We start from the raw sequence: 15,415 nt of genomic DNA on the forward strand, positions 1-15,415 counted from the left end.
AGCGCCTCCTCCAGTTCGCGCTCCGAAAGACCGTAGAGCGACTGCAGCAGCACCGCGCGAAACAGCACAAGCACCGGATAGCCTGGACGACCGGGGCTCCCTTCATCCCGCAAATGACCGATCAGCTTCTCGAACCGGTACCACTTGACCAGGCCAGCCAACCGATCCAGCGCCGCATTGGCGCCGGCGCCCTTCGGCATCAGCGCTTCCACAAAGCTCGGCTGTCCTGTCCGCTTCACCGCCATCGTCATTCCCCCAAGGCTTTGCCCTAGGGAATCACAACTGGCGGATTACGCAACAGGCCCCCAAGGGGAGAAGGGAAGTAAGCGCGTTCGACGCCTTCCATCGCAAAAATGCGGCGGACGTTGCCGTCCGCCGCATTCGCCACCCCCCTGCTGCTCCGCTTCTTTCGATCCGCCGCGGAGCTACTTCTTCAGCGCGAACACCCAGATGACGCCGCCTTGCGGCACGTTGGCTTCGATGCCGATGTTGTTGGTCACCAGCGCGTCCTGGATGCGCTGCGCGTCGACGCCCCATCCCGACTGGATCGCGATGTATTGGGTGCCGTCGATCTCATAGGACACCGGCATGCCCATGATGCCGGAGTTGGTCTTCTGCTCCCACAGGAGCTCGCCGGTCTTGGCGTTGAAGGCGCGGAAGTTGCGGTCATTGGTGCCGCCGACGAAGATGAGATCGCCCGCGGTCGCCGTCACCGAACCGAACAGCTGCGACTTCGGGAAGTTGTGTTGCCACACCTTCTTGCCCGTGGTGGGATCCCAGGCCTGCAGCTCGCCGAAATGATCCGCGCCCGGCTTCGTCTTCAGGCCGATGTCTTCCGGCTTGGTGCCGAGCCAGAGCTCACCCGGCTTGAGGGCGACTTTCTCGCCGGTGAAACCGCCGCAGAAATTCTCGTTGGCCGGCACGTAGACGAGGCCGGTCTTCTGGCTGTAGGCCGCCGACGGCCAGTCCTTGCCGCCCCACAGCGACGGACAGAACTCGACACGCTTGCCGATCACCGGCTTGTGCGCGGGGTCGACGATCGGCTTGCCGCTCTCGGGCTCGATCCCCTTCCAGACGTCGGTCGAGACGAACGGCCAGCCGGCGACGTAGTTGATCTTGGTCGGCGTGCGCTCGAGCACCCAGAAGATCGCGTCGCGGCCCGGATGGACCAGGCTCTTGATGTTGCGGCCATCGCGTTGCAGGTCGATCAGCATCGGCGCATCGACCTCGTCCCAGTCCCAGGAATCGTTCTGGTGGTACTGGTGATAGGTCTTGATCTTGCCGGTGCTCGGATCGAGCGCAAGCACCGAGGAGGTGTAAAGATTGTCGCCGGGATGGGTCTCGCCGGGCCATGGCGCGGCGTTGCCGACGCCCCAATAGATCGTCTTGGTCTCCTTGTCGTAATTGCCGGTCATCCAGGCTGAGCCGCCGCCGTTCTTCCAATCGTCGCCCTGCCAGGTGTCATGGCCCGGCTCGCCTTCGCCTGGAATGGTGAAGGTTCGCCACAGCTCCTTGCCGTCCTTGGCATCATAGGCCGCGATATAGCCGCGCACGCCGAACTCGCCGCCGGAGCCGCCGACAATGACCTTGCCATCGACGACCAGCGGCATCAGGGTCATGTACTGGCCCTTCTTGTAGTCCTGCACCTTGGTGTCCCACACCACCTTGCCGGTCTTGGCATCGAGCGCGACGACGTGGTCGTCCGTGGTGGCGAGGTAGAGCTTGTCCTCCCAGAGGCCAACGCCGCGGCTGGTCGGGTGCAGCTGGAACAGATCGTCGGGGAGCTGCCGCTTGTAGCGCCAATATTCGTCGCCGGTCTTGGCGTTGAGCGCGATCACCTGTCCCATCGGGGTCGCCACGAACATCACGCCGTTGTTGACGATTGGCGGCGCCTCGTGGCCTTCGACGACGCCGGTGGCAAAGGTCCAGACCGGCGTGAGATTCTTCACGTTGGAGGTGTTGATCTGATCGAGCGGGCTGTAGCCGTGCCCGTCATAGGTGCGCCGATAGAGCATCCAGTTGTTTGGCTCCGGATTCTCCAGCCGCTGTGCGGTGACCGGTGCGTAATTCTCGATCGGACCTGACACGGCGGCGGTCGAGGCGAGGCAGGTGAAGGCGACGAAGCCGGACAGGTACCATTGCTTCCTGGTCATGGACGTTCCCCTTTTCATCCGTTTGAATTCTTGTGTTGAATTCTTGTCGTTCGTCCCGTCGTCCGCCCAACGGCGGATACGACCTCTCGTGACGCGGGCGTGGGCCCGCACCGTCCGTCATCCTGGCTGCGCGCCACCTACCTTTCCGATGAAATTGCCGGCGACGCTGAGCGAGCCGTCAGCGAGCGCCACCGGCAGCGCCGCGAGCCGTCGCGGCGCCGGGCCGAACACGACCTGTGCGCCCGCACGAGGATCGTATTCGGAGTTGTGACACATGCACTTGAACACCTCCTTGTCGCCGACATCGCTCTTCACCCAGGCGGTGACGGGACAGCCGGCATGCGAGCAGATCGCCGAATAGGCGATGATGCCGTCGACCGCGCGCGCGGCCGTCTTCTCGTCAAGCTCGGCGGGATCGAGCTTGATGATCAGGATCTCGTTGAGCCGGGAGGCGCTGCGCACCACCGATGTCTTGGGATCCTTCGGCCAGGCATGCACCGGCGGTCCGCCGGCCGGCAGGTCGGCCGCGGTGATGGGCTTTCCCTCCTTGTCGCCTTCGGAAAAGACGAGCACATCGCCTTTCTGCGGCCGTTCGTCGGACCCGGGCGGATCCTCGCCCGCGTGCGCAGACGCGGAGCAACCGAGGCAGGCGGTGGTGGCGAGCGCGCCAAGCAGGATCGTTCGCCGCGTCTGCTCGGCACAGGCGTCGGCTTCGGGTTTCCCAGGACTCTCGGACGGTGATGAATTGGTTGTGAACGATGCGCGGGACATGTTCACAAGCAGGCACTGGAACTCTGCCGAAAACAAGGCGAAGAGTTGGCACCGCAGTGCATCAATGTGGCTTTGCTCGCGTTGATTGAACAACGATGAACGTGTTCAAGCGCCTTTTCACAATTCAACGTCGCGCCGCGCGAGCGGCATGATGATTTTGCAGATCAGACCGATGATGTTGGAATTGGTGCAACGCGCTATTCGTCGCGCTGCGCAAACGCAGCGCGACGACCCTGCATGTTTTGCAGGCAGCCGGTCGTTGTCAGGACCTGAGCACGTGGCGCGGCGCGGCGATAGAACCGGAGACGGTGGCCGATGCCATCTCAAAACTGTCGGCGATGCGGCGCGCTTTGTCGATGAACAGGCTAGCTGCTGGCGGCGGGCAGACCTCGCGCGCGGTCTGCTCGAACAGATCGAGCCAGCGGTCGAAATGATCGCCGACCAGGCTCAGCGGTAAATGCGCCCGCATTGGCGAGCCGTGATAGCGGCCGCTCATCAGCACGACCGAGGACCAGAAATCTCTGAGCTTGGCGAGATGCTCGTCCCAATTCTGCACGATCCCGAACACCGGGCCCAGCCGTGCATCTTCGCGCACGCGGCCATAGAAGCGGGTGACGAGTTCCCCGATCATCTCTTCGGTAATCCCGGTGCGCTCGATCGCATCCTGGGTCAACAGGTTCCGCCGCGCGGCCGCCGCCTCGCGCTCGGCCTTCAGTCGATCCGACATGTCCTTCGTTTTCCGTTCGTTGTTCCCCGCGTTCCCGCGAGCCGCCCGTTCGACATTGTCAGGCCTAATGCGCCCGACATCTTTGTCCTGGCGCAAATTGCGGGATTGGGCCGCGGGCGTTTCGAGCCCGGCGTCTGCTCCTTGATCAGTATCGTAGGGTGGGCAAAGGCGCACTTGCGCCGTGCCCACCATCAGTCCGATACGGCCACGGAACGTGGGCACGCTTCGCTTTGCCCACCCTACGGGACCGTCTTTGTCGCGATGACAGATCACGTACCGTAGCTGTAGAAGCCCTGCCCGGTCTTGCGGCCGAGATGGCCTGCATCGACCATCTCCTTGAGCAGCGGCGCTGGCCTGTATTTAGGATCGTTGAAGCCCTTGTAAAAGACATCCATCACCGAAAGCATGGTGTCGAGCCCGACGAGATCGGCCAGAGCCAGCGGCCCGATCGGATGGTTGCAACCAAGCTTCATACCAGCATCGATCTCTTCCGCGGTCGCAATTCCCTCCTGGAGCGCGAAGATCGCCTCGTTGATCATCGGGCACAGGATGCGGTTGACGGCAAAGCCGGGGCTGTTCTTGGCGGTGATCGCCACTTTGCCGACGCGCTTGGCGAAATCGAGGGCCTTGGCGTGGGTGTCGTCGGAGGTCTGCAGGCCGCGGATCAGCTCCAGCAGCGCCATCACCGGCACCGGGTTGAAGAAGTGCATGCCGATGAAGCGGTCGGGACGATCGGTCGCCGCAGCGAGCTTCGTGATCGAGATCGACGAGGTGTTGGTCGCAAGCAGCGTTCGCGGCGACAACGTCGCGCAGAGATCCTTCAGGATCTTGACCTTGAGCTCCTCGTTCTCGGTTGCGGCCTCGATAACCAGATCGCAATCGGCAAGCTTCGCCCGGTCGGTGGTGCCGGTGATGCGCTTGAGCGCCGCCTCGCGATCGGCCGCCGACATCTTCTCCTTCTTGACCAGACGCTCGAGGCTGCCGCCGACGGTCGACAGCCCGCGGTTCACCGCCGCGTCGGAAATGTCGACCATCACGACCGAGAGCCCGGCCGCCGCGCAGACCTGCGCGATACCATTCCCCATGGTCCCTGCCCCGATGATGCCAACGGTCTGGATCATTGCTCCATATCCTTCATCCTTGCGGCCCCGCCGACACGGCACGGCCCATTATTCCCTGCATCAGGCTCTAGCACCGCCGAGGGGCGCCTGCGACCTGATCCTGCCTCTCCTTAAAGCATCCACGGCGGGAATAAAGCCGCCGACGGGCGCGAAACGGCCCGATTTGGCCGCATGGCGCGTAATTTGCCCCAAAATTGCGTCCCTGCCCGGCCGGGACAGCGGCCTCCCTCAATCGGACGACGCGGCGGAGCTGACGGCGTGGTGTAGTCGGCGCGCAATGGCCACCGCGAATGCCTCGCGACGCAATTGTGAGATCGACCACATCGGCTTCGTGCCCCACCTGTTAGCCTCGCGCAAATGAAGACACATATTGCACTTCCCATCATCCTCGCCGCTCTGCTCGTCGCAACGCCAGGCTTGGCAGCCGAGACCAGAGGAGCCGGCTCAACCTTCGTTTCGCCCGTGATGGCGAAATGGACCGACGCATATAAGGCCAAGACCGGCAACGTCGTCAGCTATCAAGCGGTCGGCTCCGGCATCGGCCTCGGCCTGATCAAAAAGGAAGCCGTCGATTTCGGTGCCAGCGATATGCCGCTCGACCCCAGGGAGTTGGACAGGCTCGGCCTGATGCAATTCCCGATCGTCATCGGAGGCGTCGTGCCAGTGGTCAATATCGACGGCGTCAAGCCCGGCCAGATCCGCTTCACCGGGCAGGTGCTCGCCGATATCTATCTCGGCAAGCTCAGATCCTGGAGCGATCCGGCGATCGCCGCGATCAACCCCGACGTCAGATTGCCGAACGCTGCGATCACGGTGGTCCATCGCATCGACGGCTCAGGCACGACATTCAACTGGTCGAACTATCTGTCGAAGGTTAGCCCGCAGTGGGAAGCCAGCGTGGGCGAAGGCACCTCCGTCGAGTGGCCGCTTGGCCTCGGCGGCCGCGGCAATGATGGTGTCGCCTCGCTCGTCGGTCTCATACCCGGCGCGATCGGCTATCTCGAATATACTTACGCGCTGCAACGGCTCGACCGGATTTCCTTCGGTATCGTGCAGAACAGCGCCGGCAATTACGTCGTGCCCGACGCCGCATCGTTCCAGGCGGCGGCATCAAGCGTGGACTGGAAGGCGGAGAAGGATTTCCATCTCGTGCTCACCAACGCGCCCGGCGAAGACGCCTACCCGATCACGGCGACGACCTTCGTGCTGATGCCGAAGGCGCCGAAATCACCGGAACGATCGGCAGCCGCCATCGACTTCGTCCGCTGGTCGCTGGAAAACGGAAAATCCGAGGCCCAGACGCTCAACTACGTCCCGCTCCCGCCTGCCTTGATCGACCAGATCGAACGCTATTGGCAGCAGAGCCTGGAAGCACAGACGGCAACGGCGGCCGTGAAGCGCTGAACAGCGACGGCGGCCGTCAATCGAGATTGGCTCTCCGCATGCCAATCTCGATTGACAGGCCGCCATTATTTCAATAATCGTTGAAATATGGAAAAGATGGACGCCGTCGCGGCGCTCGCCGCGCTCGCTCAGGACAATCGCCTCGATGTCTTCCGCTTGCTGGTGCAGGCCGGCCCCGAAGGCCTGACCGCCGGCGCGGTGGCCGAGGCGCTGGATCTCGCCCCCAATACGCTGACCTTCCATTTCGACCGGCTACGGATGGCTGGGCTCGCGACCGTCCGTCGCGAGGGGCGTTCGATGATCTATGCGGCGCGGTTCGAGACCATGAACGCGCTGGTCGGATTCCTGACCGAAAACTGCTGCGGCGGGGTGTCATGCGCTCCGGCAAAGCCTTCGAAACCGGCGCGGAAGCGCAGCAAAGTGCCAGCCTGAAAGGACAGACCATGAAGCGCCTGCACGTTCACGTGTCCGTCGAGGATCTCTCCCATTCCATCGGATTCTACTCCGCCCTGTTTGCCAGCGAGCCCTCGGTCGTGAAGTCCGACTATGCCAAATGGATGCTGGACGACCCCCGCGTGAATTTTGCGATCTCGACGCGCGGACGCGCGGCTGGGCTCGATCATCTCGGCATCCAGGTCGAGACCGGCGAGGAACTCCAGGAGGTCTATGCCCGACTGCGCAAGGCCGGCGGCAACGTCGTCGAGCAGGGGCAGACCACCTGCTGCTACGCCAAGTCGGAAAAGTCCTGGATCGACGATCCGGCCGGCATCGCCTGGGAAACCTTCCACACCACGGGCGAGAGCACCGATTACGGCGACGGCAGCGGCGAGAACCAGGCGCGGGTCGCGCATGAGAAGCCGGAGCAGCAATCGGCCTGCTGCGCGCCGCAGGCGGCGCCGGCAACCTCGCGGGCCTGCTGCTGAGCACGAGGGCACCTGCAATGGACGCGATCATCTACCACAATCCCGATTGCGGCACGTCGCGCAACACGCTTGCCATGATCCGGCATGCCGGTATCGAGCCGCACGTGATCGAATATCTGAAAACGCCGCCGTCGCGGGCATTGCTGCAGCAGCTCGTCGCGCGCATGGGGATTTCGGTGCGCGAGGCGGTTCGCGAAAAAGCGGCGCCCTATGCGGAGCTCGGGCTCGCCGATCCGGCGCTGACGGACGATCAGTTGCTCGACGCGATGATGGCGCATCCGATCCTGATCAACCGACCGATCGTGGTGACGCCGAAAGGCGTCAGGCTATGCCGCCCCTCCGAGCTCGTGCTGGATCTGCTACCGCCGCAGCGGGGCGAATTCGTCAAGGAAGACGGCGAGCGCGTCAGGCTGGATCGCGACGCCTGATGCCGAGCCTTGCACAGCGCGCCTTCGCCGAGTGGCTCGGGACGGCGTTCCTGCTTGCTGCGGTGGTCGGCTCCGGGATCATGGCGCAGAAGCTCTCGGGCGGAAACGTCGCGCTGGCGCTGCTGTGCAATACGATCGCCACGGGCGCAATCCTGGTGGTGCTGATCCTGATCTTCGCTCCGATATCGGGGGCTCATTTCAATCCGGCGGTCACGCTCGCATTCGCCTTGCGCGGCGAAACGACGTGGACGGACGCGGCGACCTACGCCATCGCCCAGATCGCCGGCGCGGTCGCGGGTGTCGGGATCGCGCACCTGATGTTCGAGCTTCCTGTCCTCCAGCTTTCCCTCACGGCCCGCACCGGAGCCGGACAATGGCTGGCCGAGGCTGTAGCCACCTTCGGTCTGCTCTCGACGATCTTTGGCGTCGGGCACCGGACCAACACCGCCGTGCCTTACGCCGTCGGCCTCTATGTCACGTCGGCGTATTGGTTCACCTCGTCCACCTCGTTCGCCAACCCCGCGGTCACCATCGCCCGCTCACTGTCCGATACGTTCGCGGGTATTGCCCCGCAAGGCATGCCGGCTTTCATTGCCGCGCAGTTCATCGGCGCAATTCTCGCCGTTCTGCTCGCGCGCTGGCTTTGGGCCCCCGAAAGGCAAAGCTCCCGTCAGATCGTGTCAGAAGAGCCTGCATAACGCGGCGCCAGCCGCATTTTTTGAATTGAATCGCGTTTCCAAACCGTTCCTCCCGGGTATTCTGTGGATGTCAGCAAGACTCGCAGGAACCGGTCCGTGAAGCCGCTACGAACACCCGATATCGACGATCAGGAGGCATTCCGCCCGGCACCGAAGCGTCAGGCCGCATGAACGACTTCGCACGATCCGTTGGCGCGGCGCTCTCGCTGATCGGCGAAGCCGACGCCGAGCTGCTCGGCATCGTCGCATTGTCGGTGCGCGTCAGCCTGACCGCGAGCGTCCTTGCCCTGCTGATCGGTGCACCGATCGGCGCCTTGCTTGCGATCACGCGTTTCCGCGGGCGGCAGGTCATCATCGTGCTGACCAATGCGCTGCTCGGTCTTCCGCCGGTCGTGGTCGGGCTCGCGCTCTATCTTCTGCTGTCGCGGTCCGGCCCGCTCGGCGCGGCCGGATTGTTGTTCACGCCGGCCGCCATGGTGATCGCGCAGACGCTGCTGGCCACGCCGATCGTGGTGGCGCTGGTGCACCGGCCCGCGAGCCTGCTGTGGGCGGAATATGGCGATCTGGCACGGATCGACGGGCTGTCGATCTTCCGCTGCATGGCGCTGCTGTACGCGCTGGGCCGGACCTCGCTGCTGACGGCGTTTCTCGCGGCCTTCGGGCGCGCCATCGCCGAGGTCGGTGCCATCATCATCGTCGGCGGCAACATCCGCGGCTTCACGCGCACGATGACGACCGCGATCGCGCTGGAGACCAGCAAGGGCGATCTGCCGCTGGCACTCGGGCTCGGCCTGATCCTGCTCGCGCTCAGCGTCGCGGTGTCGACCATCGCCTTCCTGCTAGTGGGACGCGTTGGGGAAAAATAGCTGCTCGCCGCCAACCTTGTATCCGGCGATCGCCTCCTGCCCCTTCGATGACACGAGCCAGTCGATGAAGGCCTGCCCATCCTTCGCCTTCACATTCGGGTGCTTCTCGGGATTCACCAGCATGACGCCGTACTGGTTGAACAGCCGCTTGTCGCCCTCCGTCAGGATGGCGAGCTCGCCGCGATTCTTGAACGACAGCCAGGTGCCGCGGTCCGACAGAACATAAGCGTTCGACGACGACGCCATGTTCAGCGCCGGGCCCATGCCCTGGCCGATCTCACGATACCAGCTGTCCTTGCCGGCACTGATGTCGACGCCCGCCTCCTTCCACAGCCGGAGCTCGGCCGCGTGCGTGCCGGATTTGTCGCCGCGCGAGATGAACGGCGCCTTCGCCGCCGCGATCTTGCGCAGCGCATCCGTGACGTCCTTGCCGCCGGCGATCTTCGCGGGATCGCTTTTGGGCCCGACCACAACGAAGTCGTTGTACATGACGTCGAAGCGCTTCACGCCCTGCCCTTCGGACATGAACTTGTCTTCGGCAGCCCGGTCATGGACGAACACCACGTCGGCATCGCCGCGCCGCCCGATATCCAGTGCCTGTCCGGTACCGACGGCAACGACCTTCACGCTGATGCCCTCGTCCTTCGAGAACAGCGGCAGCAGATGGCCGAACAGGCCCGACTGTTCCGTCGACGTGGTCGAGGCAACCGTGATGGTGCGATCCTGCGCGAATGCGATGGTGGACCAGAGCAAAGCTGCTCCGATGGCGACAATCTTCCTCATGCGTCGTCCCCCACAAACAATGACGGTCCTGAATAGCCGATGGCGATGGCGACGGGAACCCCGACATTCGGCCGCAGAGAGTTGAAGCGATGGCATCAAATCGGCAGGAACGCCGATGCCGCAGGCGGATTGTCCGGAGATGTCATGGCAAGGAGAATCCCATGAAAAAGATCATTCTGGCATCCGCATGCATCATGGCGCTGGCGACCGGTAGCGCCTTCGCGCAGACACAACCGGCTCCCGGCGCCTCCGGTCAAGGCGACGTCGGCCCCTCCTCGCGCGGCCCCGCGACCAAGGGAATGACGACCGGCAAGTCGTCGAACATGCAGAACGAGGCCAGTGACAGCAAGGGCGCACAATCGCCGTCGGCCGGCGGCACCAACACGAATAACATGGGCAGCCAGGCCGGAGGCAGCGCGGGTTCAGGATCCGGTTCAGGTTCAGGTTCCGGCGGGCGATAGACCAAGCGCAGAGCTCGGCCCGGGCCGTCTTGAAGCGCGAGGCTCGCGAATCAGCCGCGACATGTGGCGCAGCGAGTCTCGGCTCGCTCCGTCATGTTGCGCGCACAAGATTCCGGTCGCCGTCTTGCCGTGTACGTCATCAATTTATGTTCGACGCGCGTGGTGTAGTTACCGCAGCATTAATTCTGTCGACCTGACGTTGCATCGGAAACACACTGCACATCTTTCCCGATGCGCGGCAACGATCAGCATTGACCCGATCACAGGCAGCAACATACCGTCGCAATCACGATCAGCTGTCGATGATGTTTGGCGATCCGCCATCCGGCGCAGCACCAAGAGCAAGACAAGGGGCTGTGCGCCATGCGCGAATGCATCGGGGCTGCGACGTTTTCACGACAAGCGAACGACGATCGGGGCAGACATCCACAGCATCCCCTATCCTTCACAGGCAAGCGAGCCGCGTTCCGGCGCCTGCTGTTAATGAGCGCCTCGGCGGCGGCGCTGTCGGCGGTTTTGCCAGACCAGGCGGCCGCGCAGACCTGGACTGGCGCCACCAACAATGACTGGACGGTGGGCTCGAACTGGAACACCGGAACAGCGCCCGTCGGCGGCGCGGTTCTCATCGCCACGCCTGCAGACGTTGTTCTCGGCGTGGTCCCCGGCGCGACCAGTACGACGGGTAATTTCAGACTCGGTGGTGCTGCAGCCGGCGTAACAACCAGTCTCACAATTCAAAATGGCAGCACACTGACCAGCACAGGCAGCACCATTGCGATTGGCAACGCCCTCGGTGCGACGTCCGCCTTGACGGTGACCGGAGCCGGTTCGCAATGGATCGTCAATGGCACACTGCAAATTCTTGCAACAGGGAACACGCTCAATATCGAAAACGATGGAACCGTTGTTGCGACGAGCAGGGCTGTTGTTGGCACCCCAGCCGGGACCTCCACAGCCACACTCAACGTCAAGGGCGGCACGCTTGAGACTGGCTTCATCACCATTGCCAACGCTGGCGGCCAGGTGAATTACGACAATGCCGTGATCCGCGCCCGGGGCAATAACGCGAACTTCTTTGGCGGCACCGCCGCCCAGAACAACATCGCCGCGGGCGGGTTGACCTTCGACACCAACGGCTTCACCGTCATCGCATCAGCCGCGGGCGGCCTCAGCGGCGTCGGCGGATTGACCAAGACCGGCAACGGAACCTTGTTCCTTCGTGGCGGCAGCACCTACACCGGCGAAACGGTGATCCAGCAGGGCACGCTCGCCATCGGTGTCGTCGCCGGCGCCAGCGACGCCCTCGCCAATTCGAGGCGTGTGGTCGCAAATGCGACATTCGATATTTCCGGCATCGTCGACGCCACCTCTCACATTCAGAGCCTTGCCGGCACCGGCACCGTCGTGCTCGGCACCAAGACGCTGGCGATCACCAATGCCGGCGACACGTTCGCAGGCACACTCGGCGGCACCGGCGGCCTGCAGATATCAGGCGGCACGCAGACGCTGTCCGGCGTCAACACCTATGGCGGCGCAACCACGATCACCGGCGGCACCCTGCGCGCCGGCGCGGCCGGCGCCTTCAGCGCCGCATCCGCCTATGTCGCGGCCGCAGGCACAACGCTCGACCTGAACGGCTTCAACCAGACCATCGCATCGCTCGACAATGCCGGCCTGGTGCGAACCGGCGGCGCGCCGGGGACCACGCTAACGGTGAGCGGCAATTATGTCGGTAGCGGCGGCACGCTTCTCCTCAACACCGCGCTCGATGGCGACAGTTCGATCACCGATCGCCTGGTCGCAAGGCGCCACCTCCGGTGCCTCCACGCTGCGCATCGCCAATGTCGGCGGCGGCGGCGCGCAGACCGTCGAAGGCATCAAGGTGATCGACGTCGCCGGCGCCTCGAACGGCACCTTCGCGCTGCAGGGCAATTACGTCATTGGCGGCCAGCAGGCCGTGGTCGGCGGCGCCTATGCCTATACGCTGCAGAAGAACGGGATCAGCACGCCCGCAGACGGAGACTGGTATCTGCGGTCCAGCCTGATCAATCCGCCGCCATCGGCGCCGGCCGGGCCGCTCTATCAGGCCGGCGTTCCCCTCTACGAGAACTACGCACAGGTGCTGCTCGGGATGAACCAGCCGGCGAGCCTGCAGCAGCGCGCCGGCAACCGCTATTGGGGCGGCAGCGAAGCGATGGCCCGCGCAGGCATTGATACCGCGCAGACGGCCGAGGGCTCATGGACGCAATCAGCGTTCTGGGGCCGGATCGAGGGCGGCCAGAGCGCGTTGCGGCCTTCCAACACCACCGGCTCCACCTATGATTCCGACGAGATGAAGGTGCAAGTCGGACTCGACGGCGCTGCGCTCGACAATTCGCGCGGCCGGCTGATCGTCAGCCTGACGGCGCAATACGGCCTGACCACGGCCTTCGTCAATTCGCTGTTCGGCAACGGCCGCATCCGCGCGCAAGGAACCGGCGTTGGCGCAACCGCGACCTGGTACGGCCATGACGGCTTCTATGTCGACGGCCAGGCGCAGACCATGTTCTATCGCAGCGACCTGTCATCTGCGCTGGTCGGCTCGTTGATCCACGGCAATGAGGGCCTTGGCTACGCGTTCAGCCTCGAGGGCGGCAGGCGGATCGCAATTGGCAACGGCTTCTGGCTGGCGCCGCAGGCGCAGCTCGCCTATTCGAAGGTCGGCTTCGATGCCTTCACCGACCGCTTCGGCGCGCTGGTCTCGCTCGGCAACGCCGACAGCCTGCTCGGCCGCCTCGGGCTATCGCTCAATCATCAGCGCACCTGGAACGACGGCACGGGCATCGTCCGCTCTGACCTCTATGCCATCGGCAATCTGCACTACGAATTTCTCGAAGGCACCAGGATCGATGTCGCCGGCACCGGCTTCGCCAGCGGCCATGACCGGCTGTGGGGCAGCATCGGCGGCGGCGGCACCTATAGCTGGGCCAACGGCCGCTATGCCGTGTTCGGCGAGCTCACCTATCGCGCGAGCCTCGATGCTCCCGCGGACAATCACAGCTATAGGGGCACCGGCGGCTTCCGTCTGGTGTGGTGAGCGCTGCCCGCGAAGGTAGCGGTCGATCGCGCTGCAGCGTCACGACGATCGCGGTCTCAGTGTGATGGCCGACACTTGATCCGGTCACCACGCGCACGCGACGAACGCGTGGATGTTCTGCAATTGGTCCCGCCTACATTGACAGGGGTGTGACGGCCGGGGCAGTTTTTCACATTGCTGGCGAATCAGCGATTGCCTCACGCCGAGTACCTCTTGGACAACTCCCTGTGCTTTCGAGACTGATATCGTTGCTGCGCCGCATCCCCGCGGTGAAATGGGCGTTCACCCGGCTTCGGCCCTTGCCGCAGGGCGGCAGCATCGACGGTGCGGCGGTCGTCGCGGAACAGCCCGTCATCGTTACTGAGGGTGCTGACGCTCTTCCGGCTCTCGACATCGGCATCGGCACTAATCCACTGCGCAGCGACGCCGCGGTCGCGGAGGACGGCACCGCCAACCCTGTCATCACAGAGGCAGCAGCCGATATCGCCGGCAGCGACGAGTCCCTGCAGCAGGCGCCGTCAGATGTCGAGCCGGTCTTCGTGGCAGAGGTCTTGGCTTCGGACGAGGTCATCAGCGAAACGGTCGATGGTCCCAAACCAGTCGATGTTCCTGAACCCGTCATCGACAATGATCCGCCTGTAGAGGTCTCGACGAAGCTCGAGCCCGTCGCCACCGAAGCGGTCGCGGCCATCGACATCGAGGACGAGCCGGCCAAAGCCGCTGAGCCCGTCATCAGCAGCGATCCATCTCCCGAGCTCACGACCGACGTTGAGCCCGATGTCGTGGAGGAGACCTCGTCCAATCTCGAGGTCGCTTCGCTTGATGTTGTTTCGGTTGATGTCGCTTCGGTTGACGCTCCCGCTCTCGTCGTTGCCGACGATCCCTCCACTGTCGCCGCCGCGGATGTCGAGCCCATTGTAGACGACACTCATGTCACGCTTGCCGATCCCGATGTCTCGGCGGAACCTGTCGTTGAAGAGAGCATCGACAGCGATCCCACCTCCGGCACCGCGGTGGCGATCGAGCCGGTCGCTGCAAGCGATCCTGCCCCTGTCGCCGCGGACGACTCTTCGGCCGACGCCATCGTGGTCACGCATGATGAGCCGGCTCCGGCTCTCGCAGCTCCCGCTGAGGAGATTCGCAGTGCGCCGAAACTTCGCGCGAAAGCAACGGAACCTGCCGATCGCACCGCGCTGATCCGGCAGCGCTGGGCGGAAAGCGGAATCAGGATGTGGAATCCCCGGCTTCACGGCACCGGCGAAGCCACGCTGAACATCCAGGGCAGCGTCGGGCTGCTGCCGCCTGCGCCCGGCGAGACGATGCCGCGCTACGACAAGCTGGAATTCAAGATGCTCGGCGGACAGATCGTCTGCGAGGGCGTCATCGTCGAAGCCCCCGCACTGGCGAGCCATCGCAGTTTCGCCCGGCTCGCCGAGCCTGGGAAACCCGAGCGTGTCCGCGAACCGACGCGGGAACGCCAGGCCGCTCTGGCCTGATCCTTTCCGCTGCAGCGCCGTCACGTTTGTGCTAGGCTGAGTTTCCCGAATATGGGGGATCGCATGCCTGCAAAGCTGTTGCGACTGATCGTGATCGCCGCCGTCTGCGTCTCGCAAGGAGCCTTTGCGGCCTCCAGCAAGCGGCCTCACCACAGGCCCGCCACCGATCCAGCCGCGCCCTACAAGGCGGACCGGCTCTCCTCCTCGCGCGGCGAGACCATCCTCAACACGCCCGGCCAGACCACCGTGCTGACGCGAGAAGTCCTCGACGACATGAACGCGAGGAGCCTCCGCGATGCCATGCGCTCGACCGCCGGCGTCACGGTCGGACGCTAGAGCGGAATGGCATTAGGCTGAATCATTCCCGCGGTGGCTCGTTCACCGCTCCCGCTTGCGGGAGAGGTCGGCGCATTCCGGGCGATGCGAAGCATCGTTGCGCCGAAGCGCATGGTTAGCAGAGCGTAACGTCGGCTTTTGCAGGACTTCGCCGCCGATATGCCTGCCGACG

At 64.2% G+C, this 15,415-nt stretch carries 16 protein-coding genes and 1 pseudogene; 11 read left to right on the forward strand and 6 right to left on the reverse strand.

What is annotated here, in order from left to right:
* The 5 genes from GGD61_RS08310 to GGD61_RS08330 form a co-directional block, all read right to left on the reverse strand.
* The coding region (locus tag GGD61_RS08310; RefSeq protein ID WP_143108996.1) for a transposase at window positions 1-245 on the reverse strand (245 nt) is incomplete at its 3' end.
* A gap of 180 nt (window positions 246-425) precedes the next feature.
* Complete coding sequence (locus GGD61_RS08315) at window positions 426-2,153, reverse strand: methanol/ethanol family PQQ-dependent dehydrogenase (RefSeq protein WP_092261827.1); 1,728 nt, start codon at window positions 2,151-2,153, stop codon at window positions 426-428.
* 117 nt (window positions 2,154-2,270) lie between these two features.
* Window positions 2,271-2,924, reverse strand: a complete 654-nt coding sequence (locus GGD61_RS08320; RefSeq protein ID WP_092261860.1) for a ubiquinol-cytochrome c reductase iron-sulfur subunit — start codon at window positions 2,922-2,924, stop codon at window positions 2,271-2,273.
* Between the two features lie 262 nt (window positions 2,925-3,186).
* Entirely contained in the window at window positions 3,187-3,651 is a 465-nt protein-coding gene (locus tag GGD61_RS08325; protein WP_018320743.1) for a group III truncated hemoglobin, read from the reverse strand.
* A 269-nt stretch (window positions 3,652-3,920) separates the two neighbouring features.
* A complete protein-coding gene (locus tag GGD61_RS08330; RefSeq protein ID WP_092261828.1) occupies window positions 3,921-4,772 on the reverse strand; it encodes a 3-hydroxybutyryl-CoA dehydrogenase in 852 nt (283 codons plus the stop codon).
* 357 nt (window positions 4,773-5,129) lie between these two features.
* Here GGD61_RS08330 and pstS point away from each other — a divergent pair, with 357 nt between their 5' ends.
* The 6 genes from pstS (at window position 5,130) to GGD61_RS08360 (ending at window position 9,091) form a co-directional block, all read left to right on the forward strand.
* Entirely contained in the window at window positions 5,130-6,176 is a 1,047-nt protein-coding gene (gene pstS, locus GGD61_RS08335; protein ID WP_183230520.1) for a phosphate ABC transporter substrate-binding protein PstS, read from the forward strand.
* A gap of 87 nt (window positions 6,177-6,263) precedes the next feature.
* Complete coding sequence (locus GGD61_RS08340; protein ID WP_092261830.1) at window positions 6,264-6,608, forward strand: helix-turn-helix transcriptional regulator; 345 nt, start codon at window positions 6,264-6,266, stop codon at window positions 6,606-6,608.
* An 11-nt stretch (window positions 6,609-6,619) separates the two neighbouring features.
* On the forward strand, window positions 6,620-7,099 hold the full coding sequence (locus GGD61_RS08345) for an ArsI/CadI family heavy metal resistance metalloenzyme (protein WP_026202415.1): 480 nt from the start codon (window positions 6,620-6,622) through the stop codon (window positions 7,097-7,099).
* Between the two features lie 17 nt (window positions 7,100-7,116).
* Window positions 7,117-7,527, forward strand: coding sequence for an arsenate reductase (glutaredoxin) (gene arsC, locus GGD61_RS08350; RefSeq protein WP_092261831.1), 411 nt, complete (start codon window positions 7,117-7,119; stop codon window positions 7,525-7,527).
* Window positions 7,527-8,225, forward strand: coding sequence for an MIP/aquaporin family protein (locus GGD61_RS08355; RefSeq protein WP_092261832.1), 699 nt, complete (start codon window positions 7,527-7,529; stop codon window positions 8,223-8,225). The genes arsC and GGD61_RS08355 overlap by 1 nt, the downstream gene beginning before the upstream one ends.
* A gap of 167 nt (window positions 8,226-8,392) precedes the next feature.
* Entirely contained in the window at window positions 8,393-9,091 is a 699-nt protein-coding gene (locus tag GGD61_RS08360; RefSeq protein ID WP_018320750.1) for an ABC transporter permease, read from the forward strand.
* On the opposite strand, the gene GGD61_RS08365 is transcribed toward GGD61_RS08360, so the two are convergent.
* On the reverse strand, window positions 9,065-9,874 hold the full coding sequence (locus GGD61_RS08365; protein WP_092261833.1) for a substrate-binding domain-containing protein: 810 nt from the start codon (window positions 9,872-9,874) through the stop codon (window positions 9,065-9,067). The genes GGD61_RS08360 and GGD61_RS08365 overlap by 27 nt on opposite strands.
* Window positions 9,875-10,035: 161 nt before the next feature.
* Here GGD61_RS08365 and GGD61_RS08370 point away from each other — a divergent pair, with 161 nt between their 5' ends.
* The 5 genes and pseudogenes from GGD61_RS08370 to GGD61_RS08390 all read left to right on the forward strand — a co-directional run bounded on the left by GGD61_RS08370 (window position 10,036) and on the right by GGD61_RS08390 (window position 15,243).
* Window positions 10,036-10,335 (forward strand): hypothetical protein, encoded by a 300-nt coding sequence (locus GGD61_RS08370; protein ID WP_092261834.1) that lies wholly within the window; start codon window positions 10,036-10,038, stop codon window positions 10,333-10,335.
* Window positions 10,336-10,818: 483 nt separating this feature from the next.
* Window positions 10,819-12,123: pseudogene (locus GGD61_RS41210) on the forward strand (autotransporter-associated beta strand repeat-containing protein); the annotation flags it as partial.
* On the forward strand, window positions 12,104-13,411 hold the full coding sequence (locus tag GGD61_RS41215) for an autotransporter outer membrane beta-barrel domain-containing protein (RefSeq protein ID WP_283814527.1): 1,308 nt from the start codon (window positions 12,104-12,106) through the stop codon (window positions 13,409-13,411). The pseudogene GGD61_RS41210 and the gene GGD61_RS41215, both read left to right, overlap by 20 nt.
* A 248-nt stretch (window positions 13,412-13,659) precedes the next feature.
* Window positions 13,660-14,907: a hypothetical protein gene (locus tag GGD61_RS08385; protein ID WP_092261836.1), complete on the forward strand. Its 1,248-nt coding sequence runs from the start codon at window positions 13,660-13,662 to the stop codon at window positions 14,905-14,907.
* A 63-nt stretch (window positions 14,908-14,970) separates the two neighbouring features.
* Window positions 14,971-15,243, forward strand: a complete 273-nt coding sequence (locus GGD61_RS08390; RefSeq protein ID WP_177237453.1) for a TonB-dependent receptor plug domain-containing protein — start codon at window positions 14,971-14,973, stop codon at window positions 15,241-15,243.
* Window positions 15,244-15,415 lie beyond the last annotated feature (172 nt).

The organism is Bradyrhizobium sp. SBR1B, from assembly GCF_014198205.1.
Classification (GTDB): domain Bacteria; phylum Pseudomonadota; class Alphaproteobacteria; order Rhizobiales; family Xanthobacteraceae; genus Bradyrhizobium.

Excerpts from the sequence above, each read along its gene's own strand:
- GGD61_RS08315 (WP_092261827.1), bottom strand. The coding sequence starts at position 2,153 with ATGACCAGGAAGCAATGGTACCTGTCCGGCTTCGTCGCCTTCACCTGC.
- GGD61_RS08320 (WP_092261860.1), bottom strand. The coding sequence starts at position 2,924 with ATGTCCCGCGCATCGTTCACAACCAATTCATCACCGTCCGAGAGTCCT.
- GGD61_RS08325 (WP_018320743.1), bottom strand. The coding sequence starts at position 3,651 with ATGTCGGATCGACTGAAGGCCGAGCGCGAGGCGGCGGCCGCGCGGCGG.
- GGD61_RS08330 (WP_092261828.1), bottom strand. The coding sequence starts at position 4,772 with ATGATCCAGACCGTTGGCATCATCGGGGCAGGGACCATGGGGAATGGT.
- pstS (WP_183230520.1), top strand. The coding sequence starts at position 5,130 with ATGAAGACACATATTGCACTTCCCATCATCCTCGCCGCTCTGCTCGTC.
- GGD61_RS08340 (WP_092261830.1), top strand. The coding sequence starts at position 6,264 with ATGGAAAAGATGGACGCCGTCGCGGCGCTCGCCGCGCTCGCTCAGGAC.
- GGD61_RS08345 (WP_026202415.1), top strand. The coding sequence starts at position 6,620 with ATGAAGCGCCTGCACGTTCACGTGTCCGTCGAGGATCTCTCCCATTCC.
- arsC (WP_092261831.1), top strand. The coding sequence starts at position 7,117 with ATGGACGCGATCATCTACCACAATCCCGATTGCGGCACGTCGCGCAAC.
- GGD61_RS08355 (WP_092261832.1), top strand. The coding sequence starts at position 7,527 with ATGCCGAGCCTTGCACAGCGCGCCTTCGCCGAGTGGCTCGGGACGGCG.
- GGD61_RS08360 (WP_018320750.1), top strand. The coding sequence starts at position 8,393 with ATGAACGACTTCGCACGATCCGTTGGCGCGGCGCTCTCGCTGATCGGC.
- GGD61_RS08365 (WP_092261833.1), bottom strand. The coding sequence starts at position 9,874 with ATGAGGAAGATTGTCGCCATCGGAGCAGCTTTGCTCTGGTCCACCATC.
- GGD61_RS08370 (WP_092261834.1), top strand. The coding sequence starts at position 10,036 with ATGAAAAAGATCATTCTGGCATCCGCATGCATCATGGCGCTGGCGACC.
- GGD61_RS41215 (WP_283814527.1), top strand. The coding sequence starts at position 12,104 with ATGGCGACAGTTCGATCACCGATCGCCTGGTCGCAAGGCGCCACCTCC.
- GGD61_RS08390 (WP_177237453.1), top strand. The coding sequence starts at position 14,971 with ATGCCTGCAAAGCTGTTGCGACTGATCGTGATCGCCGCCGTCTGCGTC.